General features: G+C 66.9%; 21 protein-coding genes and 1 pseudogene. 14 read left to right on the top strand and 8 right to left on the bottom strand.

Translation table 11 applies throughout. From position 1 onward, the window contains the following. Positions 1-14: 14 nt before the first annotated feature. The gene (locus tag NS3_RS00275) at positions 15-1,052 is read right to left on the bottom strand and encodes a beta-ketoacyl-ACP synthase III (RefSeq protein ID WP_067852082.1); all 1,038 of its coding nucleotides are present in this window, start codon (positions 1,050-1,052) and stop codon (positions 15-17) included. A gap of 237 nt (positions 1,053-1,289) precedes the next feature. Here NS3_RS00275 and NS3_RS00270 point away from each other — a divergent pair, with 237 nt between their 5' ends. From NS3_RS00270 to NS3_RS00250, 5 genes are all read left to right on the top strand, one after another. Next, positions 1,290-2,003 carry a phosphatidylserine decarboxylase gene (locus NS3_RS00270; RefSeq protein WP_067852080.1) on the top strand — a complete coding sequence of 238 codons (714 nt, stop codon included), beginning with the start codon at positions 1,290-1,292 and terminating at the stop codon, positions 2,001-2,003. 13 nt (positions 2,004-2,016) lie between these two features. After that, positions 2,017-2,907: a CDP-alcohol phosphatidyltransferase family protein gene (locus NS3_RS00265; protein WP_067852078.1), complete on the top strand. Its 891-nt coding sequence runs from the start codon at positions 2,017-2,019 to the stop codon at positions 2,905-2,907. Positions 2,908-2,956: 49 nt separating this feature from the next. After that, positions 2,957-3,841 (top strand): RNA polymerase sigma-70 factor, encoded by an 885-nt coding sequence (locus NS3_RS00260; protein WP_067852076.1) that lies wholly within the window; start codon positions 2,957-2,959, stop codon positions 3,839-3,841. A gap of 235 nt (positions 3,842-4,076) precedes the next feature. Continuing rightward, positions 4,077-5,165 carry an NAD(P)/FAD-dependent oxidoreductase gene (locus tag NS3_RS00255; RefSeq protein WP_067852074.1) on the top strand — a complete coding sequence of 363 codons (1,089 nt, stop codon included), beginning with the start codon at positions 4,077-4,079 and terminating at the stop codon, positions 5,163-5,165. 77 nt (positions 5,166-5,242) lie between these two features. Further along, on the top strand, positions 5,243-5,974 hold the full coding sequence (locus NS3_RS00250; RefSeq protein ID WP_067852072.1) for a Clp protease N-terminal domain-containing protein: 732 nt from the start codon (positions 5,243-5,245) through the stop codon (positions 5,972-5,974). Positions 5,975-5,989: 15 nt separating this feature from the next. Here NS3_RS00250 and NS3_RS00245 read toward each other — a convergent pair whose 3' ends face one another. After that, positions 5,990-6,664, bottom strand: coding sequence for a suppressor of fused domain protein (locus NS3_RS00245; protein ID WP_067852069.1), 675 nt, complete (start codon positions 6,662-6,664; stop codon positions 5,990-5,992). Between the two features lie 56 nt (positions 6,665-6,720). Between NS3_RS00245 and NS3_RS00240 the strand changes: the two genes are divergently transcribed. Together NS3_RS00240 and groL are read left to right on the top strand one after the other, a co-directional pair. Continuing rightward, complete coding sequence (locus NS3_RS00240) at positions 6,721-7,020, top strand: hypothetical protein (RefSeq protein WP_067852067.1); 300 nt, start codon at positions 6,721-6,723, stop codon at positions 7,018-7,020. Between the two features lie 226 nt (positions 7,021-7,246). Next, entirely contained in the window at positions 7,247-8,872 is a 1,626-nt protein-coding gene (gene groL, locus NS3_RS00235; protein ID WP_067852707.1) for a chaperonin GroEL, read from the top strand. A 200-nt stretch (positions 8,873-9,072) separates the two neighbouring features. On the opposite strand, the gene NS3_RS28760 is transcribed toward groL, so the two are convergent. After that, the gene (locus NS3_RS28760) at positions 9,073-9,426 is read right to left on the bottom strand and encodes a hypothetical protein (protein ID WP_157101086.1); all 354 of its coding nucleotides are present in this window, start codon (positions 9,424-9,426) and stop codon (positions 9,073-9,075) included. Then, positions 9,413-9,880 (bottom strand): hypothetical protein, encoded by a 468-nt coding sequence (locus NS3_RS00225; RefSeq protein ID WP_157101085.1) that lies wholly within the window; start codon positions 9,878-9,880, stop codon positions 9,413-9,415. The genes NS3_RS28760 and NS3_RS00225 overlap by 14 nt, the downstream gene beginning before the upstream one ends. 62 nt (positions 9,881-9,942) lie before the next feature. Here NS3_RS00225 and NS3_RS00220 point away from each other — a divergent pair, with 62 nt between their 5' ends. Next, positions 9,943-10,221: a hypothetical protein gene (locus NS3_RS00220; protein ID WP_157101084.1), complete on the top strand. Its 279-nt coding sequence runs from the start codon at positions 9,943-9,945 to the stop codon at positions 10,219-10,221. 6 nt (positions 10,222-10,227) lie between these two features. Here the strand turns inward: NS3_RS00220 and NS3_RS00215 are convergent, their stop codons facing one another. After that, positions 10,228-10,827, bottom strand: coding sequence for a pentapeptide repeat-containing protein (locus tag NS3_RS00215; RefSeq protein ID WP_067852059.1), 600 nt, complete (start codon positions 10,825-10,827; stop codon positions 10,228-10,230). A 329-nt stretch (positions 10,828-11,156) separates the two neighbouring features. Between NS3_RS00215 and NS3_RS00210 the strand changes: the two genes are divergently transcribed. Beyond that, positions 11,157-11,774 (top strand): 3'-5' exonuclease, encoded by a 618-nt coding sequence (locus NS3_RS00210; protein WP_067852057.1) that lies wholly within the window; start codon positions 11,157-11,159, stop codon positions 11,772-11,774. A gap of 209 nt (positions 11,775-11,983) precedes the next feature. Continuing rightward, positions 11,984-12,523: an NUDIX hydrolase gene (locus tag NS3_RS00205; RefSeq protein ID WP_067852055.1), complete on the top strand. Its 540-nt coding sequence runs from the start codon at positions 11,984-11,986 to the stop codon at positions 12,521-12,523. A gap of 238 nt (positions 12,524-12,761) precedes the next feature. Here NS3_RS00205 and NS3_RS00200 read toward each other — a convergent pair whose 3' ends face one another. After that, on the bottom strand, positions 12,762-13,412 hold the full coding sequence (locus NS3_RS00200) for a GDSL-type esterase/lipase family protein (protein ID WP_067852053.1): 651 nt from the start codon (positions 13,410-13,412) through the stop codon (positions 12,762-12,764). Beyond that, entirely contained in the window at positions 13,409-14,683 is a 1,275-nt protein-coding gene (locus tag NS3_RS28160; RefSeq protein ID WP_169811571.1) for a helix-turn-helix transcriptional regulator, read from the bottom strand. The genes NS3_RS00200 and NS3_RS28160 overlap by 4 nt, the downstream gene beginning before the upstream one ends. A gap of 225 nt (positions 14,684-14,908) precedes the next feature. Between NS3_RS28160 and NS3_RS00195 the strand changes: the two genes are divergently transcribed. The 4 genes and pseudogenes from NS3_RS00195 to NS3_RS29845 all read left to right on the top strand — a co-directional run bounded on the left by NS3_RS00195 (position 14,909) and on the right by NS3_RS29845 (position 18,214). Continuing rightward, positions 14,909-16,378 carry a cytochrome P450 gene (locus tag NS3_RS00195; RefSeq protein WP_245649368.1) on the top strand — a complete coding sequence of 490 codons (1,470 nt, stop codon included), beginning with the start codon at positions 14,909-14,911 and terminating at the stop codon, positions 16,376-16,378. Continuing rightward, positions 16,375-17,457 (top strand): annotated as a pseudogene (locus NS3_RS29855) (cytochrome P450); the annotation flags it as partial. The gene NS3_RS00195 and the pseudogene NS3_RS29855, both read left to right, overlap by 4 nt. 182 nt (positions 17,458-17,639) lie before the next feature. Next, positions 17,640-17,933: a hypothetical protein gene (locus tag NS3_RS29850; RefSeq protein ID WP_067852048.1), complete on the top strand. Its 294-nt coding sequence runs from the start codon at positions 17,640-17,642 to the stop codon at positions 17,931-17,933. Further along, the gene (locus NS3_RS29845; protein ID WP_067852046.1) at positions 17,906-18,214 is read left to right on the top strand and encodes a hypothetical protein; all 309 of its coding nucleotides are present in this window, start codon (positions 17,906-17,908) and stop codon (positions 18,212-18,214) included. Before NS3_RS29850 ends, NS3_RS29845 begins: the two co-directional genes overlap by 28 nt. A gap of 239 nt (positions 18,215-18,453) precedes the next feature. On the opposite strand, the gene NS3_RS00175 is transcribed toward NS3_RS29845, so the two are convergent. Beyond that, the gene (locus tag NS3_RS00175; RefSeq protein WP_067852044.1) at positions 18,454-19,623 is read right to left on the bottom strand and encodes an aromatic ring-hydroxylating oxygenase subunit alpha; all 1,170 of its coding nucleotides are present in this window, start codon (positions 19,621-19,623) and stop codon (positions 18,454-18,456) included. Positions 19,624-19,646 lie beyond the last annotated feature (23 nt).

The following is a 19,646-nucleotide window of genomic DNA, read 5'->3' as shown; positions in this document are numbered from 1 at the left end:
CCCAGCGCGGGGGACTACTTCCAGCGCGGCAGGGTGACCACTTGAGCGGCGTAGGACAGTCCGGCGCCGAAGGCGATCAGCAGCGCGGTATCGCCGGGGCGCGCCTCGCCCTTGCGAAGCAGCGCTTCCATCGCCAGCGGGATCGAGGCGGCCGAGGTATTTCCGCTCTCCTCGATGTCGTTGGCCAGTGCGCAGTCCTCCGGCAGCTTCAGCACCCGCGCCATGATCTCGATGATCCGGCCGTTGGCCTGGTGCGGGATCATCGCCTGCAGGTCGTCGGTGGTCAGCCCGGCCCGGTCGATCGCGTCGCGGCAGACCTTCTCCAGCGAGTGCGCCGCCCAGCGGAAGACCGCGGTGCCCTCCATCGCCAGGTAGGGGCGGACCGCCTCGAGTCCCTTCTCCTCGATCTCGGCGAAGAACTCGAGCCAGTCCTTGGTCTGGCGGATGGCGTGGTGCTGCGTGCCGTCCGACCCCCACACCGTCGGGCCGATGCCCGCTTCCCCCGGCTTCTCGGAGGGGCCGACCACCACCGCGCCCGCGCCGTCGGCGAACAGGAACGCGGTCGAGCGGTCGGTCATGTCGACGGTGTCGGTCAGCTTCTCCACGCCGATGACCAGCACCTTCTTCGAGGTGCCCGCGCGGACCAGGTCCGAGGCCATGGCGAGCGCGTGGCAGAAGCCCGCGCAGCCGGCGGAGATGTCGAAGGCGGCCGCGCCGTTCATGCCGAGCTCGGTGGCGATGCGCGGGGCGGCGGCGGGAGTGAGCAGCAGATGCGTGGAGGTGGCGACGATGACGCAGTCGATCTCGTCGGCGGAGACCTCGGCGGCGTCCATCGCGTTGCGCGCGGCGGCCACACTCATCGATTGAACGGTCTCGGAGGCGTCGGCGAATCGCCTGGTCCTGATTCCGGATCGGGTGCGAATCCACTCGTCGCTGGAATTGATCGGACCGGCGATCTCGTCGTTGGTGACGATCCGGGCCGGGCGATAGACGCCGAGTCCGAGGATCGCGGTGCTGTCGACGCCGGTCGTCTGGGCGATTCGTACGGACATGTGCGGCTCCTGGTTACCTGCGGGTTCAGATCCGAACTCCTTAGACATGAGGCACCCTCATATTAGCCCTCCGGTTGCGGATGTGTGGACCGAACGCCACATCGGTGTGAACGACCGGTCGGCGGAGGGGTGACCGGGACGAGCGAAGCGCCCGACCGCACGTTCGGCGTACTGTGTGGTGGCTTGCAGTTGGGCGCATCGAGCACGCGAAGCGCATCGAGCACGAAAGAGGAGTCTGTGGCACGCCGTCCCACCCCGCCCGGCACACCCGAGACCACCGGGGTCGGCCATGTCGTCGATCTGGTGCGATCCACGATCCCACCGTTGCATCCCGCCGGGCTGCCCTTCGTGGCCGTCCCGCTCGCGGTCGCGGTCGCGGCAGGTAAACGCAGGTGGCTGCGCCGGGCCGGTCTGGTCACCGCCGCCGCCTGCGCGGGTTTCTTCCGCCACCCCAACCGGGTGCCCCCGAACCGGGCAGGCGTGGTCGTCGCCCCGGCCGACGGTGAGATCGCCCTGGTCGATACCGCCGCCCCGCCCGCCGAACTCGGCCTCGGCGATCAGCCGCTGCCGCGCGTGAGCATCTTCCTCTCGGTGCTCGACGTGCACGTGCAGCGCACCCCGGTCTCCGGCGTGGTCCGCGAGGTCCGGCACCAGAGCGGGCAGTTCAAGTCCGCCGATCTGCCCGAGGCCAGCTCGGTCAACGAGCGCAACAGCATGGTGCTCGAGACCGCGAAGGGCGCGACCGTGGTGGTCGTGCAGATCGCCGGTCTGCTGGCGCGGCGCATCGTGTGTGACGCCCAGGTCGGCGACGTGCTGACCATCGGCGACACCTACGGCCTGATCCGCTTCGGTTCCCGGGTGGACACCTATTTCCCGGTCGGTACCGAACTGCTCGTGCAGCCGGGCCAGCGCACCATCGGCGGCGAGACCGTCCTCGCCCAGCTGACGTAAGGGAGTTGCCGTGATGGAGGCGGCCACGCCGTCCCCCAGGCGCCGCCGTCGCAGCATCCGACTGCTGCCGAGCGTCGTGACGATCCTGGCGTTGTGCTCGGGCCTGTCTTCGGTGAAGTTCGCCCTCGACGGTGAGCTGGCCGTGGCCCTGGCGATGATCGGCGCCGCGGCCGTGTTCGACATGCTCGACGGCAGACTGGCGCGGATGCTCGACGCCACCACCAAGATCGGCGCCGAACTCGATTCGCTGTCCGACGCCATCTCCTTCGGCGTCGCGCCCGCCTTGGTGCTGTATGTGGCGTTGCTGGACGAGCACAGTGTCGGCTGGATCATGGCGCTGCTGTTCGCGGTCAGCATCGTGCTGCGGCTGGCCCGGTTCAACACCTTGCTCGACGACGACAACCGCCCGGACTGGGCGCGCGAGTACTTCGTCGGCGTGCCCGCCCCCGCGGCGGCGCTGATCGCGCTGGTGCCCATCGCGCTGCTGGTGCAGTTCGGGGACGGCTGGTGGGTCGGCTTCTTCGAGGTCGCGGCATGGACCGTGCTGTCGGCCGCGCTCGCGGTCAGCACCATCCCGACGCTGGCGCTGAAGTCGGTGTCGGTGGCGCCGCAGGCCGCGGCCGGGCTGCTCGTACTCGTCGCGCTGGCCGCCGCGCTGCTGGTCACCTACCCGCTGATCCTGCTGCTGGTACTGGTCGCGGTCTATCTGGCGCACATCCCGTTCGCCTGGCATTCGCAGCGCTGGGTGGCCGCGCGGCCGGAGACGTGGCAGGCCAAGCCGGCCGAACGCCGGGCCCAGCGGCGGGCGCAGCGGCGCATTCCGCGGCCCGCGATCCGTGGTTCCAGTGCCCGGCTGCGGCTGCGCAGGCCGGGGGGCGAGCCGACGGATACGCCCGAGGACTGATTCGGGCCGACAGCCGGTCGCGAGGACGAGCTATCCGGGAGGAGCGGCGATGGACCAGGACGGGCTGCGCGCATTCGAAGCGCATCGTCGGCGACTGTTCGCGCTCGCCTACCGGATGCTCGGCTCGGCGACCGAGGCCGAGGACGCGGTGCAGGAGACCTACCTGCGCTGGGACGGCGTCGACCGGACCGGCATCCGCTCCGCCGAAGCCTGGCTGACCACCGCCGTGGTGAACCTGTGCCGCACCTGGCTGGTGTCGGCCCGCGCGCGCCGGGAGAGCTACGTCGGGCCCTGGCTGCCCGAGCCGGTGCCCACCTCGGAACTCGGTCCGCTCGAGACGGTCGAACTGCGCGAGTCGGTGTCGCTGGCGCTGCTCACCGCCCTGGAGCGGCTGAATCCGCTCGAGCGCGCGGTGTTCGTCCTGCGTGAGGCCTTCGGTTACCCGCACCGCGAAATCGCGGAGATGCTCGAGGTCTCCGAGGCGGCCTCCCAGCAGGCCCTGCACCGTGCGACGCAACGGGTCAGGCTGGACCGCAGTCGATTCGAGGTCTCCGGTGCGCACGCCCGGCAGATGCTGGAACGCTTCCTGCACGCCGCGAGCACCGGCGACGTGGAACGCCTGCGGCACCTGCTCTCCGCCGACGCGACCGCGACCGCCGACGGCGGCGGTGTGGTCAGCGCGGCCCGCCGCCCGGTGCACGGCGCCGATCACGTCGCCCGCTACCTGATCGGCCTGTTCCGCAAGCAGGTGCCCGGCATGGCCTTCGACATCGAGGAGATCAACGCCGCCCCCGCGCTGGTGGTCCGCCTCGGTGGGGCGCCGATGCTGGTGGTGGGCATCGACGTCGCCGACGGGCAGGTCGATGCCGTGCGACTGCTCGTGAACCCGGACAAGCTCGCCTACTTCATCCGAATCGCCACCCGTACGCCCTGACCAGGTCGCGCCCGGGTTCTGATCCGAGGTGGTCGCGTCGGCGTCCGTTGTGGCGCGGTCGCGTCGGCGTCCGTTGTGGCGCGGTCGCGCCGGCGTCCGTTGTGGCGCGGTCGCGCCGGTGTCGTTGTGACGCGGTCGCGCCGGTGTCGTTGTGACGCGGCTCACCGGTGCCGCGGTCAGATTCTGCGGGGCTGTCCGGTCTTGGTGAGAGAGGGCGAACGGAAGGAGCCTCATCATGACCGGAGAACAGCATCGGATCGTCGTGCTCGGCGCGGGATACGCGGGCCTGGCCGCGGTGCGGAAGCTGCGGCGGGCGCGCGGGGCGCGGGTGACCGTGGTGGACGCCAGGGCGGAATTCACCGAGCGGGTGCGACTGCATCAGCGGGTCGCCGGACAAGAACTCCGGCAGTGGGAACTGGCGCGGGCGCTCGATCGGCACGGCGCCGAGTTCGTGCGGGCCCGCGCGATCGAACTGGACCCGGCCGCGCGGTCGGTCCGCCTGGACACCGGCGGCACGCTCGAATACGACACCCTCGTCTACGCGCTCGGCAGCATCGCGCCGAATCACGTTCCCGGCGTGGCCGAATACGCCAGGTCGGTCGCCACCCCGGAGGACGCGTGGTGGACGACCGGGGTCGAGGGGCCGGTCGCCGTCGTCGGGGCGGGCGCGACGGGCATCGAACTGGCGGCCGAACTCGCCGAGTCGTATCCGGGCACGCCGGTGATCCTGCTGGGCGCCGACGAGCCCGCCGCCTGGCTGGGCGGCAAAGCGGTCGCGCACGTGCGCGGAGTGCTCGACCGGCTGGGGGTCGAGGTGCGCACGGGCGCGAAGGTGGTCGAGGTGACCGAGAACGGTCCGCGTCTGGCCGACGGCAGCGTGGTGCCCGCCGCGACGACGGTCTGGACGACCGGATTCGCGGTGCCGGATCTCGCGGCACGGGCGGGCCTGGACGTCGACGCGGCGGGCCGGATCCGCACCGACGGCTACCTGCGCTCGACCTCGCACCCGGAGATCCTCGCGGTGGGCGACAGCGCGGTGATCGCCGGTCCCGGCGGCCGGGAGCTGCGGATGGCGTGTGCGACCGCGATACCGACCGGCGCGCACGCCGCGGCGGTGATCGTCGCCGGGCTGCGCGGGCGCGAGCCGAAGCCGTTGCGGTTCCGGTATCAGGGGCAGTGCCTGAGCCTGGGCCGCCGAGACGGACTGGTCCACGGTCTGCGCGCCGACGATCGGCCGGGCAGGTGGATGCTGCGCGGCAGGGCCGCGGCGGTCGTGAAGGAACTGGTGGTGCGCAGCACGATTCCGATGGCCGGACTGCGCTGACGGCGAGCGCGGACCGCGCTGTCGGATATCGTCAACCAAGGGTTGACGATATGGGTTCGTCAACTTATGGTTGACGTATGACCTCGCAAATTCGCCTCGACGACCTCATCGCGGGCATCAAGACCGCCCGCCCGGACAGTGTGCTCGAACAACTCTCCGACGCTGTGGTCGTCGGGAATCACCTCGGCGAAGTGGCCGACCATCTGATCGGCCACTTCGTCGACCAGGCTCGGCGCTCCGGCGCCTCGTGGACCGAGATCGGCGCCAGCATGGGCGTCTCCAAACAGGCCGCGCAGAAGCGCTTCGTCCCGAAGGGGCCTGCCAGTGCGGCCATGGATCCCAAGGACGGCTTCGCCCGCTTCACCCCCCGCGCCCGCAATGCGGTGGCGGCCTCGCAGGAAGCCGCCCGCGAGTCCGGGCATGCCGAGATCGCCGCGCCGCACCTGATCCTCGGCCTGCTCACCGAACCCGAGGGCCTCGCGATACGTGAGATCGTGGGCCGCGGCATCACCGAGGACGCGCTGCGTGCCGCAGCCGTCGCCGCCCTGCCGCCCGCCCCGGCCGAACGGCCCGAACACCTCGACGGCGGTCTGATCCCGTTCGCCGCCGATGCCAAGAAGGTGCTCGAGCTGACCTTCCGCGAAGCGCTGCGACTGGGCCACAACTACATCGGTACCGAGCACGTGCTGCTCGCCCTGCTCGAGGAGGAGCACGGCGACGGCCCGATCAGCGGCCTCGGGATCGACAAGGAATCCGTCGAGGGCCATCTCGTCGAACTGCTCTCGCAGCTGATCCCGAAGGAGTCCTGAGCTCGGTTCGGCCGGTCAGCCCCGTCCGCGCAGTCCGCCGCCCCAGCGCGGCCACTGCGCGCGCGGGGCAGGCGGCGGCAACAGCGATTCGCGGTCGATATCGGTCACCAGCAGCGGCAACCGGTCGCGCAACGCGTCGAGCACGTTGAGCAGCTTGCCGCCGCGCGCCGCCTGGTACTCGGTCTCGGCCAGCCCGATGATCTGCAGGAACTCGACCCGCCCGTTGACCGTCTCGATGATGCCCAGCTCCGGGTCGGTCGCGAACCCCACCGCCCGGATGGGCGACTCGGCGTGATCGGCCGCGATCGGTCCGTTGGCCTTGATGGTCTGCCCGGCGGCGAAGCGCTTGCCCGAGGTGAACACGTAACGGGCCAGGTTCTGCATGAAATTCGCCGGCCACGTCGGCGCCGGGTCGACGTCGATGTCGCCGAGCAGCCGGAAGGTGAATTCGAACCCCCAGCCGGACACCGAGGGCTCGCCCCAGGCCTTCTCGTCCAGCTCGGACATGCCGTAGGTGATGTAGTGCCAGTGCGGGACCGGATCGGTACGTGCGTAGGCCGAGATGCCTTCCAGGGGGTCGGCGCTGCCTACGGTCCAGTGGTGCGACACCGTCCAGTGTTCGGGTTCGGTCGTTCCGTACAGCTGTGCCAGGACGCCGTCGATCGCGTCCCGGCCGGGTCTCACACTCACGCGGCAACTGTAAGTCGCGCCCGGGATAACGCCGGACGGCCGGTTAAGCTATAGCGATGCCGGATGAAACGGCCGAAGATTCCGACCTGGTCGCTGGGGAACGCCGTATCGACCTGCTGCGCGCGCTGTCCTATGTGGAGACCGAATCCGGTCCGGACGGCGAATTCGTGATCCACGGCGATCTGCCCCCCGAGGTGGCCCCGCCGTTCATCCGGGCCGTCATGCGCGTGGAGGCCGAGCTGCTGCTCGGCGACGCGGAGTTGGTGACCGTCGGCAACGAGGAGCCCCGTACGCCGGAGGACCGGCGCACCGATGCGTTCGTGGCGTTGCTGCTGCGCATCGACGACGGGCTCTGACGATCGATCCGGTGCTGCGGTAAACCTTGCACTCTCATCGGGGGAGTGCTAAAAATGGCTTTGGCACTCTCCACGTGTGAGTGCCAGGTCGGGACGGTGAGACCGGGTTTCATCGACACCCTCGGTCGTCCGTCGCGGGCACCGAACCTGGCCAGCGTAAATGGGGCGGCCCAACCGGCGGTCGTCCTGTGTGTCAGCCATACACATGGAGGATCTCAACAACGCCATGGCCAAGACAATTGCGTATGACGAAGAGGCCCGCCGCGGCCTCGAGCGGGGCCTGAACGCCCTCGCCGACGCGGTGAAGGTGACGCTGGGCCCGAAGGGTCGCAACGTCGTCCTCGAGAAGAAGTGGGGCGCCCCCACGATCACCAACGATGGTGTTTCCATCGCCAAGGAGATCGAGCTGGAGGACCCGTACGAGAAGATCGGCGCCGAGCTGGTCAAGGAAGTCGCCAAGAAGACCGACGACGTCGCGGGCGACGGCACCACCACCGCCACCGTTCTGGCCCAGGCGCTGGTGCGCGAGGGTCTGCGCAACGTCGCGGCCGGCGCGAACCCGCTGGGTCTCAAGCGCGGCATCGAGAAGGCCGTCGAGGCCGTGACCGCCAGGCTGCTCGACACCGCCAAGGAGGTCGAGACCAAGGAGCAGATCGCCGCCACCGCCGGTATCTCGGCCGGCGACGCGTCCATCGGTGAGCTGATCGCCGAGGCCATGGACAAGGTCGGCAAGGAAGGCGTCATCACCGTCGAGGAGAGCAACACCTTCGGTCTCCAGCTGGAGCTCACCGAGGGCATGCGCTTCGACAAGGGCTACATCTCCGGTTACTTCGTGACCGATCCCGAGCGTCAGGAAGCGGTCCTCGAGGACCCGTACATCCTGCTCGTCGGCTCGAAGGTCTCGACCGTCAAGGATCTGCTTCCGCTGCTGGAGAAGGTCATCCAGGCCGGCAAGCCGCTGCTGATCATCGCCGAGGACGTCGAGGGCGAGGCCCTGTCGACCCTGGTCGTGAACAAGATCCGCGGCACCTTCAAGTCCGTCGCCGTCAAGGCTCCGGGCTTCGGCGACCGCCGCAAGGCGCAGCTGGCCGATATCGCCATCCTGACCGGTGGCGAGGTCGTCAGCGAAGAGGTCGGCCTCTCCCTGGAGACCGCCGGTGTCGAGCTGCTGGGCCAGGCCCGCAAGGTCGTCGTCACCAAGGACGAGACCACCATCGTCGAGGGTGCGGGCGACGCGGAGGCCATCAAGGGCCGCGTGCAGCAGATCCGCGCCGAGATCGAGAACTCCGACTCGGACTACGACCGTGAGAAGCTGCAGGAGCGCCTGGCCAAGCTGGCCGGCGGCGTCGCGGTGATCAAGGCGGGCGCTGCCACCGAGGTCGAGCTCAAGGAGCGCAAGCACCGCATCGAAGATGCCGTGCGCAACGCCAAGGCCGCCGTCGAAGAGGGCATCGTCGCCGGTGGCGGCGTGGCCCTGCTGCAGGCCGCTCCGGCGCTGGACGAGCTGAAGCTCACCGGCGACGAGGCGACCGGCGCGAACATCGTGCGCGTCGCGCTGTCGGCCCCGCTGAAGCAGATCGCCTTCAACGCCGGCCTCGAGCCCGGCGTGGTCGCGGAGAAGGTGTCCAACCTTCCCGCGGGCAGCGGCCTGAACGCCGACTCGGGCGAGTACGAGGACCTGCTGGCCGCCGGCGTCGCCGACCCGGTCAAGGTCACCCGCTCGGCTCTGCAGAACGCGGCCTCCATCGCGGCCCTGTTCCTGACCACCGAGGCCGTCGTCGCCGACAAGCCGGAGAAGGCCGCCGCTCCCGCGGGCGACCCGACCGGTGGCATGGGTGGCATGGACTTCTGAGTCCTCGCCGCACGGCAACCTTTTCGACCGAAAGGCCGGCCCATCCGCAAGGGTGGGGCGGCCTTTCGGCCGTTTCGGCGTGGTCGGCGGCTCGGCCGGATCGATTCGTCACCTCTGACGATCGGCAGCCCGGCAGGGGCGGCGCGCAGGCGCCCGCCTGCGCGCCGACCGGTGGCACAGAGTTCCTGGTGGCGTACCCATCACCTCGGCGCGGGCCGGAAACCGGTCTCGCCGATCATGATCACGCACGGCTGATTCAGTACACCGGCCTTGTAGACGGCTTCATCGAGGTGGGTCGACATCAAGAGCATCCACGTCTGCCACGGGGTGCCCGCGCCCACCGGTCCTCCTGTATTCGCCGCGAGCCGCAGGTAGTAGTCGCGGAATTCCTGGTCGGTTACCACAAAGGTCAGCGGGGGCTCCACCGGTGATTCGCCGATATCCGTGATCTGCAGCCGACCCGCGTCATCGCGGCTTATCCGGTATCCGGAATCGGCACCGGCACGAATAACCGACTCGGTAAGTTCTTTCACACTCGGCTCATGCTTTTCCACGACATCCTCCTCCAGGAAAGGCAGTGATCACGATCCCGCCCTCACTCACGATCACGGTGGGCTGGACGGTCGTGGCTATCGCACCGGTAACACGGTTGACCAGGTAGATCTGCCCTGTATGACAATACCGGCCGCCGCTCTGTGGACCATGCCAGTCGGGTGCGTCGTGAGCCTTGGCGATCGCCATGTCGGCGATGTCGCGCCAGTTGCGGCCTTCGATTGCGGCGAGCCCTTCCCATTCGCTCATGTGACCGGCCTGGATGTGCCGGTACCCGTAGTCCTTGTTCCCGCACAGCAACTTCCACGCGCCGAAGGTTGTGACCACCTTGTCCTCGGGTGAGTCGATCCCGCAAGCGCCCCACGGGAAGGAGGCGTGAGCCGCCGGGAAGGGCAACAGCGCCATTACCGATATCACTGCAGCAGCTGTCGTCAATAAAAGTGCCGAAATCTTCAACTTGACTCCCCCAAGTCGTGCACCGATTGGTTCCTCTGCCGATAACTATGTTGTGTTCGCCAGTGGTTGTCGAAAACTTCGCTATCAACTTTACATGGCCGACCTCTGATTCGTTCGTGCTCTTCGCACATTTAGTCGGCGAACGGGGAGAATCCGTTTGGTTCGGCGAATCCTCACCGGGCCGGCGCGAACGGTGGAGCACGCAGCTGGCAGAGGCCGCGCAAGACTACGGGCAGACTCTCGTCACACAACTGCGCGAGTTTGCGGTGAACCTCGACTTCGACGCCGTGGTGGAGGCGATCACCAGTCCCGAGTTCGCCTTCTACCCCGTCGCGGCTTGACCACATTCACCACTCGACCCCGATACCGACCTCTCGGGCCAGGCTGCCCGCCAGCCCGAGCAGGTCGCCTCCATTCACAGTCGCTCCGGCCATTCCGCGGACGCCACTGATGTCGATGAGTGTGCAATCCGAGAATTGCACATTGTGCTGCATCTGCGCGTTCGAAAACTGTGCTCCCGTCAAATTGCAGCCCTGAAACAGAACGTTACGAAATTCCGCACGCTGCCAGTCCGATTGACGCAGATCGCAGTCTCTGAAAATGACGTTGCGAATTTTGGTGTTTCGGTACGAGCTGAGATCGGCACGGGCTTCGATCACCGACCCGCGCAGGATCCCGTGGCTCCACGAGATGCCGGTCAGACGACTGGACGTGACTACGGAATCAAGCAACGATGACTCGTCCACCTGCGCATTCGCGAGATCGCAGGACACCAGATGGGAACCCTCGATGGTTGTTCGCGAGATCGCAGTCGGCAGACGCACCCCTTCGAACCGGCAACCGTGGACCTCTAGGCCGTCGCCCGACTGATGCGACAGATCGTCAGCTGGATAATTCACGTTGCGGATCGACTTGTCCGATTCGAGTCTGTCTTCGATTCCGGCCATCCGAAGGCCGGAAGGAGTTGGAACAGTCGGGTTCACGTGAATGGTCCGCCGAGCTGTTTGCATCAAGTCCCCTCTGCGTTGCGGTGATTTGACCGCAAATCTAGCACGAGAATCATGGACGAAAATGGACGTCCAGGAACTGGCTCTTTTCGTCCGCCAATAAAGTTCATATTATACTTCTGCTCCGCTGCTACGACTCGGGAGCCGAGAGTGGTGTCGGGGCCGGTCGGTTCGACTGTCGGGCGGTCCCTTGTCGGTGGTCGGCACTACTGTCCCTGCCAACCGTCCACAGGTAGGGAAGGTAGGTCATGCCTTCGAGAGGCAACACGGTGATCGTTCCCCACACGCTGCGGGGCAGAGAATTCGTCGTTGTCGATGTCGAAGGCAACGGCCAGACCCCGCCGGAGATCATCGAAATCGCGATCCTGCCCGTGTCCCGCGACGAGGTGTCCGTTGAGGAGACGCGGTCCTGGCTCGTTCGCCCTATCCACCCGATCACCCCCATCGTCACCCGCAAGGTCCACGGCATCACCAACGGTGATGTCGATGGCAAGCCGAGCTGGGCGGAAGTATCCGAACAGATCAGTGGCGCGCTGACCGATCGAATTCTCGTCGCCCACAACGCGAACGTGGAGCGGCGGGTGCTTTCCGAGCACTTGCCCGGATGGGCGCCGCCGATGGTGCTGGACACCCTGCGTCTGGCCAAGGCGGTATGGCCCGGCCTCGCCGGTGGCTACGCACTGGAGAGGCTGATCACCCACGCAGGTCTCGATGGAAACGCTGTCGCGGACCAGGGGCATCATCGCGCTGGATGGGATGCCTGGGCGGCCTGGCAGTTGCTGGTCCGCTTGATCGAGGAGAGCGGACTGGGCTGGGACGGTCTCGTGCAAGCCGCGGCGCCGTCCGAGTTCATCCCGCCGAGAGAATCAGAAGGGCGATTGTGGTGACGGCCGCTTTCGTGCGTAACGATCGGGGTCACCGGTCGACACTCCACCATGCCCTCAACTCTGGTAACAGCGGATCGACCGGCGGGCCAGATCGGGTGGTCTCACTCACCGGGGGCGGACCAGGTGGCTGCGTTATCGGGGGCTGGCCGGCCCGATCGTATGTATGCCGTCCGGCGACCGGTGGAGGTGGTCAGACTACGGTCGAGGCTGTGAGTCGCACCCAGTGGACCATTCACGGCGAGACCGTGGTGGACGAGAACCGACACATCCGCCTTTCCACCGTTGACGTCGAACTACCCGACGGCGTCAAGTTCACCCAGTACGTCGCCCGCATGCCAGCCTGCGCAATGACCTTGGTTCTCAACGAACGCCGAGAAGCGCTGCTGATGTACCGGCACCGATTCATCATCGACCGGTGGGTGTGGGAGTTGCCGGGCGGATATGTCGACCACGCCGAAGACATCGCGGGGGCCGCAGCTCGTGAGGTCGAAGAGGAGACTGGGTGGCGGCCGCGCTCGATGGAACACCTCGTCACGTACCAGCCTGCGATCGGCACTCTGGACCATCCGCAGCAGGTGTACCTCGCCCACGGCGCTGATCTCACCGACACCCGCCCAGACATCAATGAAGCCGAAGACGTGCGCTGGTTCCCACTCGATGAGGCGGTCGAGATGATCGATCGCGGCGAGATCGTCGGCGCTGCAACGGTCGTCGCGCTCTACCGCGCGCTCAGTCTGCCCGGGGCATAGCTGCTTCGCGCACACGCTGCCGGAAGTCGGATACTTCCGGGAGCGCGGCGTGTGGGGCGAGGCGGTGCCGAATCTCCCGCAGGTAGGCCAGGCTGCGTCGCGACTCCAGGCCCGCTGCCATGCCGAGTGCGTCGTTTCCGATCCGTACCGCTTCGCGTGGATCTTCATCGGCGCGGGCAGAGGCGAGTAGGCACAGGTTGAACATGCGCCCCCGCGTATATCCATCGGCCATCGCTAGCTAGATCGACCTGATTGTGCTCGCGATCAGGTGTGAAAGCGGTTCATGGGAGGCACGGTTGAGGTGTATTCCATCGTCTCCCGCGCAGGCGACGGTAGCCGCGTCCGCGAACAGAACCTTGCGCTTGTCGGCAACGCGACGTATCGCCGCGCCGAGTTGGCGCGATTTGTGCACGGAGTCGGCGTCGTACTCGGAACTCTTCTCGGCGAACGCGGGCTGATCGGGATCGAGGTGGATCGGGCTGACCAGAAGTACTCCAGGCACTTCACCGGTGCGGGTCCAGGCCGTGCGCTCGATGTTGTCTATATAGCCTTCGAGCGCGGTGGCGACGGCGTCGGTTTCTCTACCGAACTTGGTCTTGAGGTCGTTGTTCCCCAGCATGATGACCACGATGTCCAACGGTGAGTGGCTGCGCAGGCAGGGTTGAAAATAGGTGCGGCCATTGCGGTCGTCACGATCGGGGTCGTCCAAATCGGTGGTACGACCACCGAGACCCTCCTCGATAACGGCGTATTCAGGACCGAGGAGTTGCTGTAACCGCCCCGTCCAGCGTACGTCGACCGGCAATCGGCCGTGCCCTTCGGAGGGTTGGCCGAAGGTGTTGGAGTCACCGAAGCACAGGACGGTGAATGCGGCAGGGTTGACGATCAACGTGGTATTCCTACAGGTCGGACGGATGCGTCGAGGTGTTCGGCAACGTCGACAAGCCCGTCCAGTCGGTACCTGCCTCGGCGCGTCAATAATTCATCGGTCAGCGTCCGGGCCAAAGAGATGTGCCCGACGAATTCTGGCGCCGTTGCGCACGCATGACGGAGCGTTTCCACGGCTCCCGCATCGTCGTGGTTGTGAATTTGGGCCTGCGCGACGTTGATGAGTCTGCGGCTGAGCACTGTGGGCGGAATTCCTGGGCCACCGCCTCTGACAACGGCGGCAAGTTTCAGAGCTTCCCGCGGCTGATTCGCCTCGATCTCGTTGATAACGCCGAAACTTGCGGCTGAAGTGCGACCGAACACATTGGATGTCTCCGGCCTGTTGGCATACTCGTCTTCCAGATGCGCTCCGGCCGACTCGCATAGACGCAGATACCTTCGCGCTTCGCCGTAGTCCCCGGCGCGGGAGGCCGCGAATGCGGCGTAGCAGAGGAGTTCTCCCCAAATGGCGATGTTGCGCGGGCTGGCGGATGACAATCGTGGCTCGATTTCAGTGGCGGTGCGCTCGGCGAGCGCGGCGGCGTCGTCGTATATTCGATTTTTTGCCAACAGCCATGAATGCGATCCTGCGATGGCGGCTCGCGTCAGCTCGTCTCCACTTTCTGTCGCGAGCGCATCTGCGCGGAGGAGCGCCAGAGCGGCCAAGTCTTCCTGAGCTGTGTACCCCAGGAGGTTTGATGTGGCGTGCAACAGTCGAGCAAGTGCGATATTGACCTGGCGTCGCAGCTCGCCGGTCGTCGTCTCCGCAGTGTTGTACGCGCATGCCAACACGGCAGGGAGCATCTGTTCCATCTGGCCGAAGCGGGCAGAGAAGAACAAATCCCATGCGTGCGTTACCTCAGCCTCGAGAGCTCTCTGTGTGCTGGGCGGTGTATCCGGTATACATCCCATGAGCACCCGTCGCAGAGGAAAGCGGCCGCGATCGCGCGAGTTGTCCATGAGCTCGAAACCGCCGCGAGGAGGCCTCACCGTCGAGGGCAGTGACAGCGGCGAGGTGACCGCAGCGGGAGAATCGTCGGCGAGCAAATTGGTCAGCTGATCGGCCGTAACTTGCAGTGCCGCAGCAAGCTTTGGCCACAGTCCCGCGTGGGGGCGGCTCTTACCGGCTTCCCAGCGAACCACGGTGGACCTTTCCACCTGCAGCGCGGCGGCCAGAGACTCCTGGGTGAATCCCTGCGCCCTACGGCGCTGCGCGAACTCGCGGCGTGCCATACGCCCGGCACCCTCCATACCGTTACCGCCTTCCGCCCCTGTGTGACACCCGAGTGCAGCGGGGCGATGCCTCTTCCACGCCTCAATAGTGACCAGCTGACGCGCTGGTCGGCGAACGCTGCGAACGGTTGACTACAGCGTACTCCCGGCAGCGGGCAGACGGTTATGTCCTCGCTGCCGGGAGCAGCCATCCGACTCACCGCAAAAGTCCGGGGGTTTCGTTCCATGTCCGCTACGGCCTCACTGCGTCGATACCGGCCCGCACAGTCGGCCTCGACGGGATGTCCTCTCGACACGAATTGGGGCCGACCGACATGGATAGGCCAGCCTACACGCTGGCCTCGCCTGCCACGGGCGGATAAACCTGCCGCCCATTGTAAGAACGTACTCGACAGGGGAATCTTCTTGCCCGCAGCACAATGCGACGTTTCTCAATGCCCGACTGGATATGGCTCGCCGGTCGACACCGAAAGTGAGTTTCGTTTTCCGCTTTACACCGACGACTTCGCCGCCGACCCACACACCGTGTACGCGTGGATGCGTGAGCGGTTCGGGTCGCTGGTGCCGGTCTGGCTGGCTCCCGGTGTCCCGGCGACGTTGGTGATCGGCTACTGGACCGCACTGGCGATCCTGAACGATCCCGAGCATTTTCCAGCCGATCCCACCCTCTGGCAGCGTGGCATCCCGGCCGAGTGCCCGATCCTGCCGATGATGCAGAAGCGTCCGAATGCACTGCGCAGCAGTGGCATCGAACACGCACGGTATCGGGTGGCCAACATGGATGCTCTGGGCCGTGTGGATTTGATCGCTCTGCACGCGGTGGTCGAACGCAGCGCCGTGGGGTTGATCGACGGGTTCGGCGGTAGAGGTCGCGCAGATCTGCTCGGCGAGTACGCGTTGCCGTTGGTGTTCGAGGTGATCAGCGAACTGATCGGTTGCGACCCCGACATCAGCGAGCAGACCGCCGCCGGTATGGCGATGATGTTCGACACGACCGCCGATGCCGCAGCGGGTAACCAGCTGGCGGTGGGAGCGTTGGCCGAACTCGTCGCCCGTAAACGCGCCCGGCCTGGCAAGGACGTCACTTCCTGGCTTATCGCTCATCGTGTCGGCCTGAATGATGCGGAACTCGTCCACCAGCTGTTCACACTGTATGCGGCGACGAGTGAGCCGTTGACGAACCTGATCGTCAACACGGTGTCGTTGATGATGACGCGCCCGGACTTCGGCGGCAGGGTCGTCGGCGGTGAGGTCACCACCCGTGACGCGCTCACGCATGTGTTGTTCCGTGACCCGCCGTTGGCGAACTTCTGCATGTCCTATCCGCGGCGACCGCAACTTGTCGACGGAAAGGTATGGGTGCCGGCGCATCAGCCGATCGTGATCAGCCTGGCAGCGTGTAACAACGACCCGGCCGTGGTGGGCGGCAACATCTTCGGAAACGAATCCCATCTGGGACTCGGCGCCGGTCCACACCGTTGCCCCGCGCGGACCCTGGCCGAACTGATCGCCGGAGACGCGATCGACCAGCTCCTCGATGCCCTGCCCGAGGTCGAACTCGCGGTGCCCGCCGAAAGGTTGAGGTGGCGGCCGGGACCGTTCCACCGGTCCCTGGAAGCGCTACCCGTCGTTTTCACCCCTGTGCGTCATTGTCCGTTCCGGCCGACCGCTGAAAGTCAGGAAATCCCCTCATGACCGATATGCAACCCGCCCCTGCCTCTCCTTCCGCTGCTGCTCCTGTCGTACTGGATGTCACCGGCACCGACATCCCCGGCGAGGCCATCGCCCTGCGTGACCGAGGGCCGTTGGTCCGGGCGGTGCTGCCCGGCGATATCCACGCGTGGGCGGTCACCGACCCCGATGTGTGCAAGGACCTGTTCACCGATTGGCGGGTATCCAAGGACGCCCACCAGCATTGGCCCGCATTCCGCTCCGGTGAGGTGCCCCCGGACTGGCCGTTGATCACGTGGGTGTCGGTGCGCAACATGTTCACCGCCTATGGCAAAGACCATCAACGTCTGCGCAAACTCGTCGGCCCTGCGTTCACCGCCCGCCGTGTCACCGCCTTGCGCCCGCAGATCAGGATGATCATCCGCAGGCTGCTCGACGATCTCGCCGCCCGGCCCGACGGGGCGGTGATCGACCTGCGCGAGGACTACGCCGCACAAGTGCCTTTGCGGGTGATCACCGCCCTGATGGGCGTGCCCGCCGACCTCCAGCCACGGTTGCGGGTGTGTGTCGACGAGATCTTCTCCACCACTCCTCAGCGTGACCCGCAGGCTACCTTCACCGAACTGGTCGGCCTCCTGACCACGCTGGTAGCGTGCCGTCGCGCCGAGCCGGGGGAGGACATGACCAGCCTGCTCGTCAGCCACCGCGACACCGATGATCGTCTCAGCGAGGACGAACTCGTCCACACCTTGCTGTTGGTGATCACTGCCGGCTACGAGACCACCGTCAACCTCATCGACCAGGCCGTTCACCAGATGCTGACCCGGCCCGAACTGCTGGGGCAGCTGCGGGTCGGCACCGTCGGGTGGTCGCAGCTGATCGAGGAAACGTTGCGGTTCGCGCCGCCGGTGGCGAACCTGCCGCTGCGCTACGCGGTCACCGATATCGACATCGCAGGCGAGCGGATCGAGGCCGGTGAGGCGATCATCGCCGCGCTCGCCGCCGCCAACCGCAACCCACGCCACCACGATCCGGACGCCTTCGACCCCGCCCGCCCGGACACCGAACACCTGTCCTTCGGCTACGGGCCTCACTACTGCCTCGGCGCACCCCTGGCCCGCCTCGAAGCCATCGAAGCATTGCCCGCCCTGTTCGGGCGCTTCCCCGATCTGACCCTCGCTGTCGATGCGAGTGAGTTGAAACCGATGCCCAGCTTCATTTCCCACGGCCACCAAATCCCTGCCCGTCTATTTGGACCGGCCGCACGGCATCGGAGGGGAACGCCGTGGTCACTGACACTCCGCCGTCGTCGCACGTCGGCGCGGTCATCCCGCTCGAGCATGCACCCAGTGTGCGCAATCGCCCGGCCCGCACCGACGAGAGCCGCCACGACAACCCGCGCTGGCCCACGCGATCACCCGAACACGCCGCGAACGCGCTGCTGCTCCACAGTGGCTGTTCCTGGCAGTGCTCCACCAAGGTCGCCGCGAACATCGTCAGCAGGAACGACTACCAGTACTTCCGGGACCGTGGCCGGATCGAAGGGGACGAATGGACACCATCGCGCTCGGGTTGCTGAACCTCACCGTCAGCACCTCACCCGACAACGACCGCCACACGCTCGTCGAACTCGCCGCGGCACACGGCTTCAACGTCACCCATGTCCTCCACATCGACGAGGACACGTTCATGCCCACCACGCTCATCATCGACAGCGCCCACAAGATCCGCGCTGCGACGATCCTGGCACCGAGCGTGGAGCATTTCGGGACAGCGACCAGAGCCCTCACCCTGGCATGCACATTGGTCGTTCCCACGGCCACGATTCCCTGTGTTCGCGGCTGGACCCCCAATCCCTGACCGTGGCATTCGCGCCCCGCGCCGACAGAAGCAGTCGCCGGATACCTGCACTCGGCCGAAGTCGACCACTGGTTCGCCCGTGCCTACGTCCTGCCTGTCCCCGCCTGATCGATTCGGCGGTCTCGACGTCGATCGTCCGGCGGGTGTCAGTGGCGGAACGGCGACGTTCTTCGGGCTGTGCGCGCGGCATCGGGGCGTAGGCGGGCCCGGTGTGCCGACGGACCGCTCCGGCCGAGCGATCAGCCGAGCGGGACGCCGAGTTCGGCGGCGAAGGTCTTGATCATGTGCTGGACGCCGATCTCGTTGCGGCCGATGATCATGTGGTCGTGTTGTCCGCGCCGCACGCCTTCACCGCACTGGGGAAGCATCGCGAAGTCCTCGTCGCGCACCGCGGCGTGCACCTGGCGGTAGATCTCGTCGTACACGGCGCGTTGCTCGTCGGTGGTCGCCGGAATCCTGGCCATCCAGCTGTGCCGGACAGTGCAGCGAGTCGGTTCGCCCGCGGGCAGCATGTCGAGGACCTCGACACCGACGGGGCTGTTGGCCAGCACCAGGTTCGGATAGATCCAATAGATGACGCCCATGTTCGCCAGCGGGTCCCAGGAGCCGCCCGGGTCGGTGTCGAGGGCGGTGATCCAGGTGAACGGGAAGCCCATCCGGTGGTGGCGGCCGAAGGCGTCGTGGGTGGAGGTGTCGGCCACGGTGTTCTGCCCGATCAGGCTCTCGCCGTGCACGAAAGGGAAGTGGTAGCTCTCGGCGAAGGCTTCCAGCGCGCCCTTCCAGCTGACCTCGGAGACGAACTCGCGGTCGTCGTGGTAGCCGTAGGAGGCGTAATCGAGTTGCGCCAGTTCCGGTCCCATCGCGCCGAGGTGGGCGTCGACGTCGATCGTGGCATCCGCGGTCAGCACCGCCCAGATGAAGCCGTGCCGCTCCTGGCTCGGTAGTTCCACCAGCCCGTAGTCGGCGCGGTCCATCCCGGTGAACCCCTTCTTGCCCGGCACGCCCGCCAGCTCGCCGGTGTTCTTGTAGGTCCAGGCGTGATAGGGGCAGGTGAAGCGCGCGGCCTTGCCCGCGCCGCAGGCCGGTTGCGCGCCGCGGTGACGGCAGTAGTTCAGGAACACGTGCGCGGCTCCGGTGCGGTCCCGGGTGATCAGCAGGGAATCGCCGAGCACGCTGCGCACGACGTAGTCGTCGAGTTCGGGGATGCGGGCGCTGGGCATGACGGCCAAGGGGGTCCGGCGCAGGATCTGGGACTCCTCGACCTCGGTGAGCTTCGGATCTCGGTAGTAGTGCAGCGGCACCCGCAGCGGGGCGTCGGCCAGCTCGGTGGTGCGGTCGAGCACCAGGCGCAGCGCTCGGCGGGTCAGGTCCTCGGTCGGTCCGGCGGTGGCGGACTCAGGCATCGTCATGTCTCGACCATACATATCTATCA

This window comes from Nocardia shimofusensis NBRC 100134, assembly GCF_001613125.1.
GTDB classification, from domain to species: Bacteria; Actinomycetota; Actinomycetes; order Mycobacteriales; family Mycobacteriaceae; genus Nocardia; species Nocardia shimofusensis.
The sequence above is the reverse complement of the archived record's forward strand: the minus strand, read 5'-3'. Positions and strand labels throughout refer to the sequence as shown.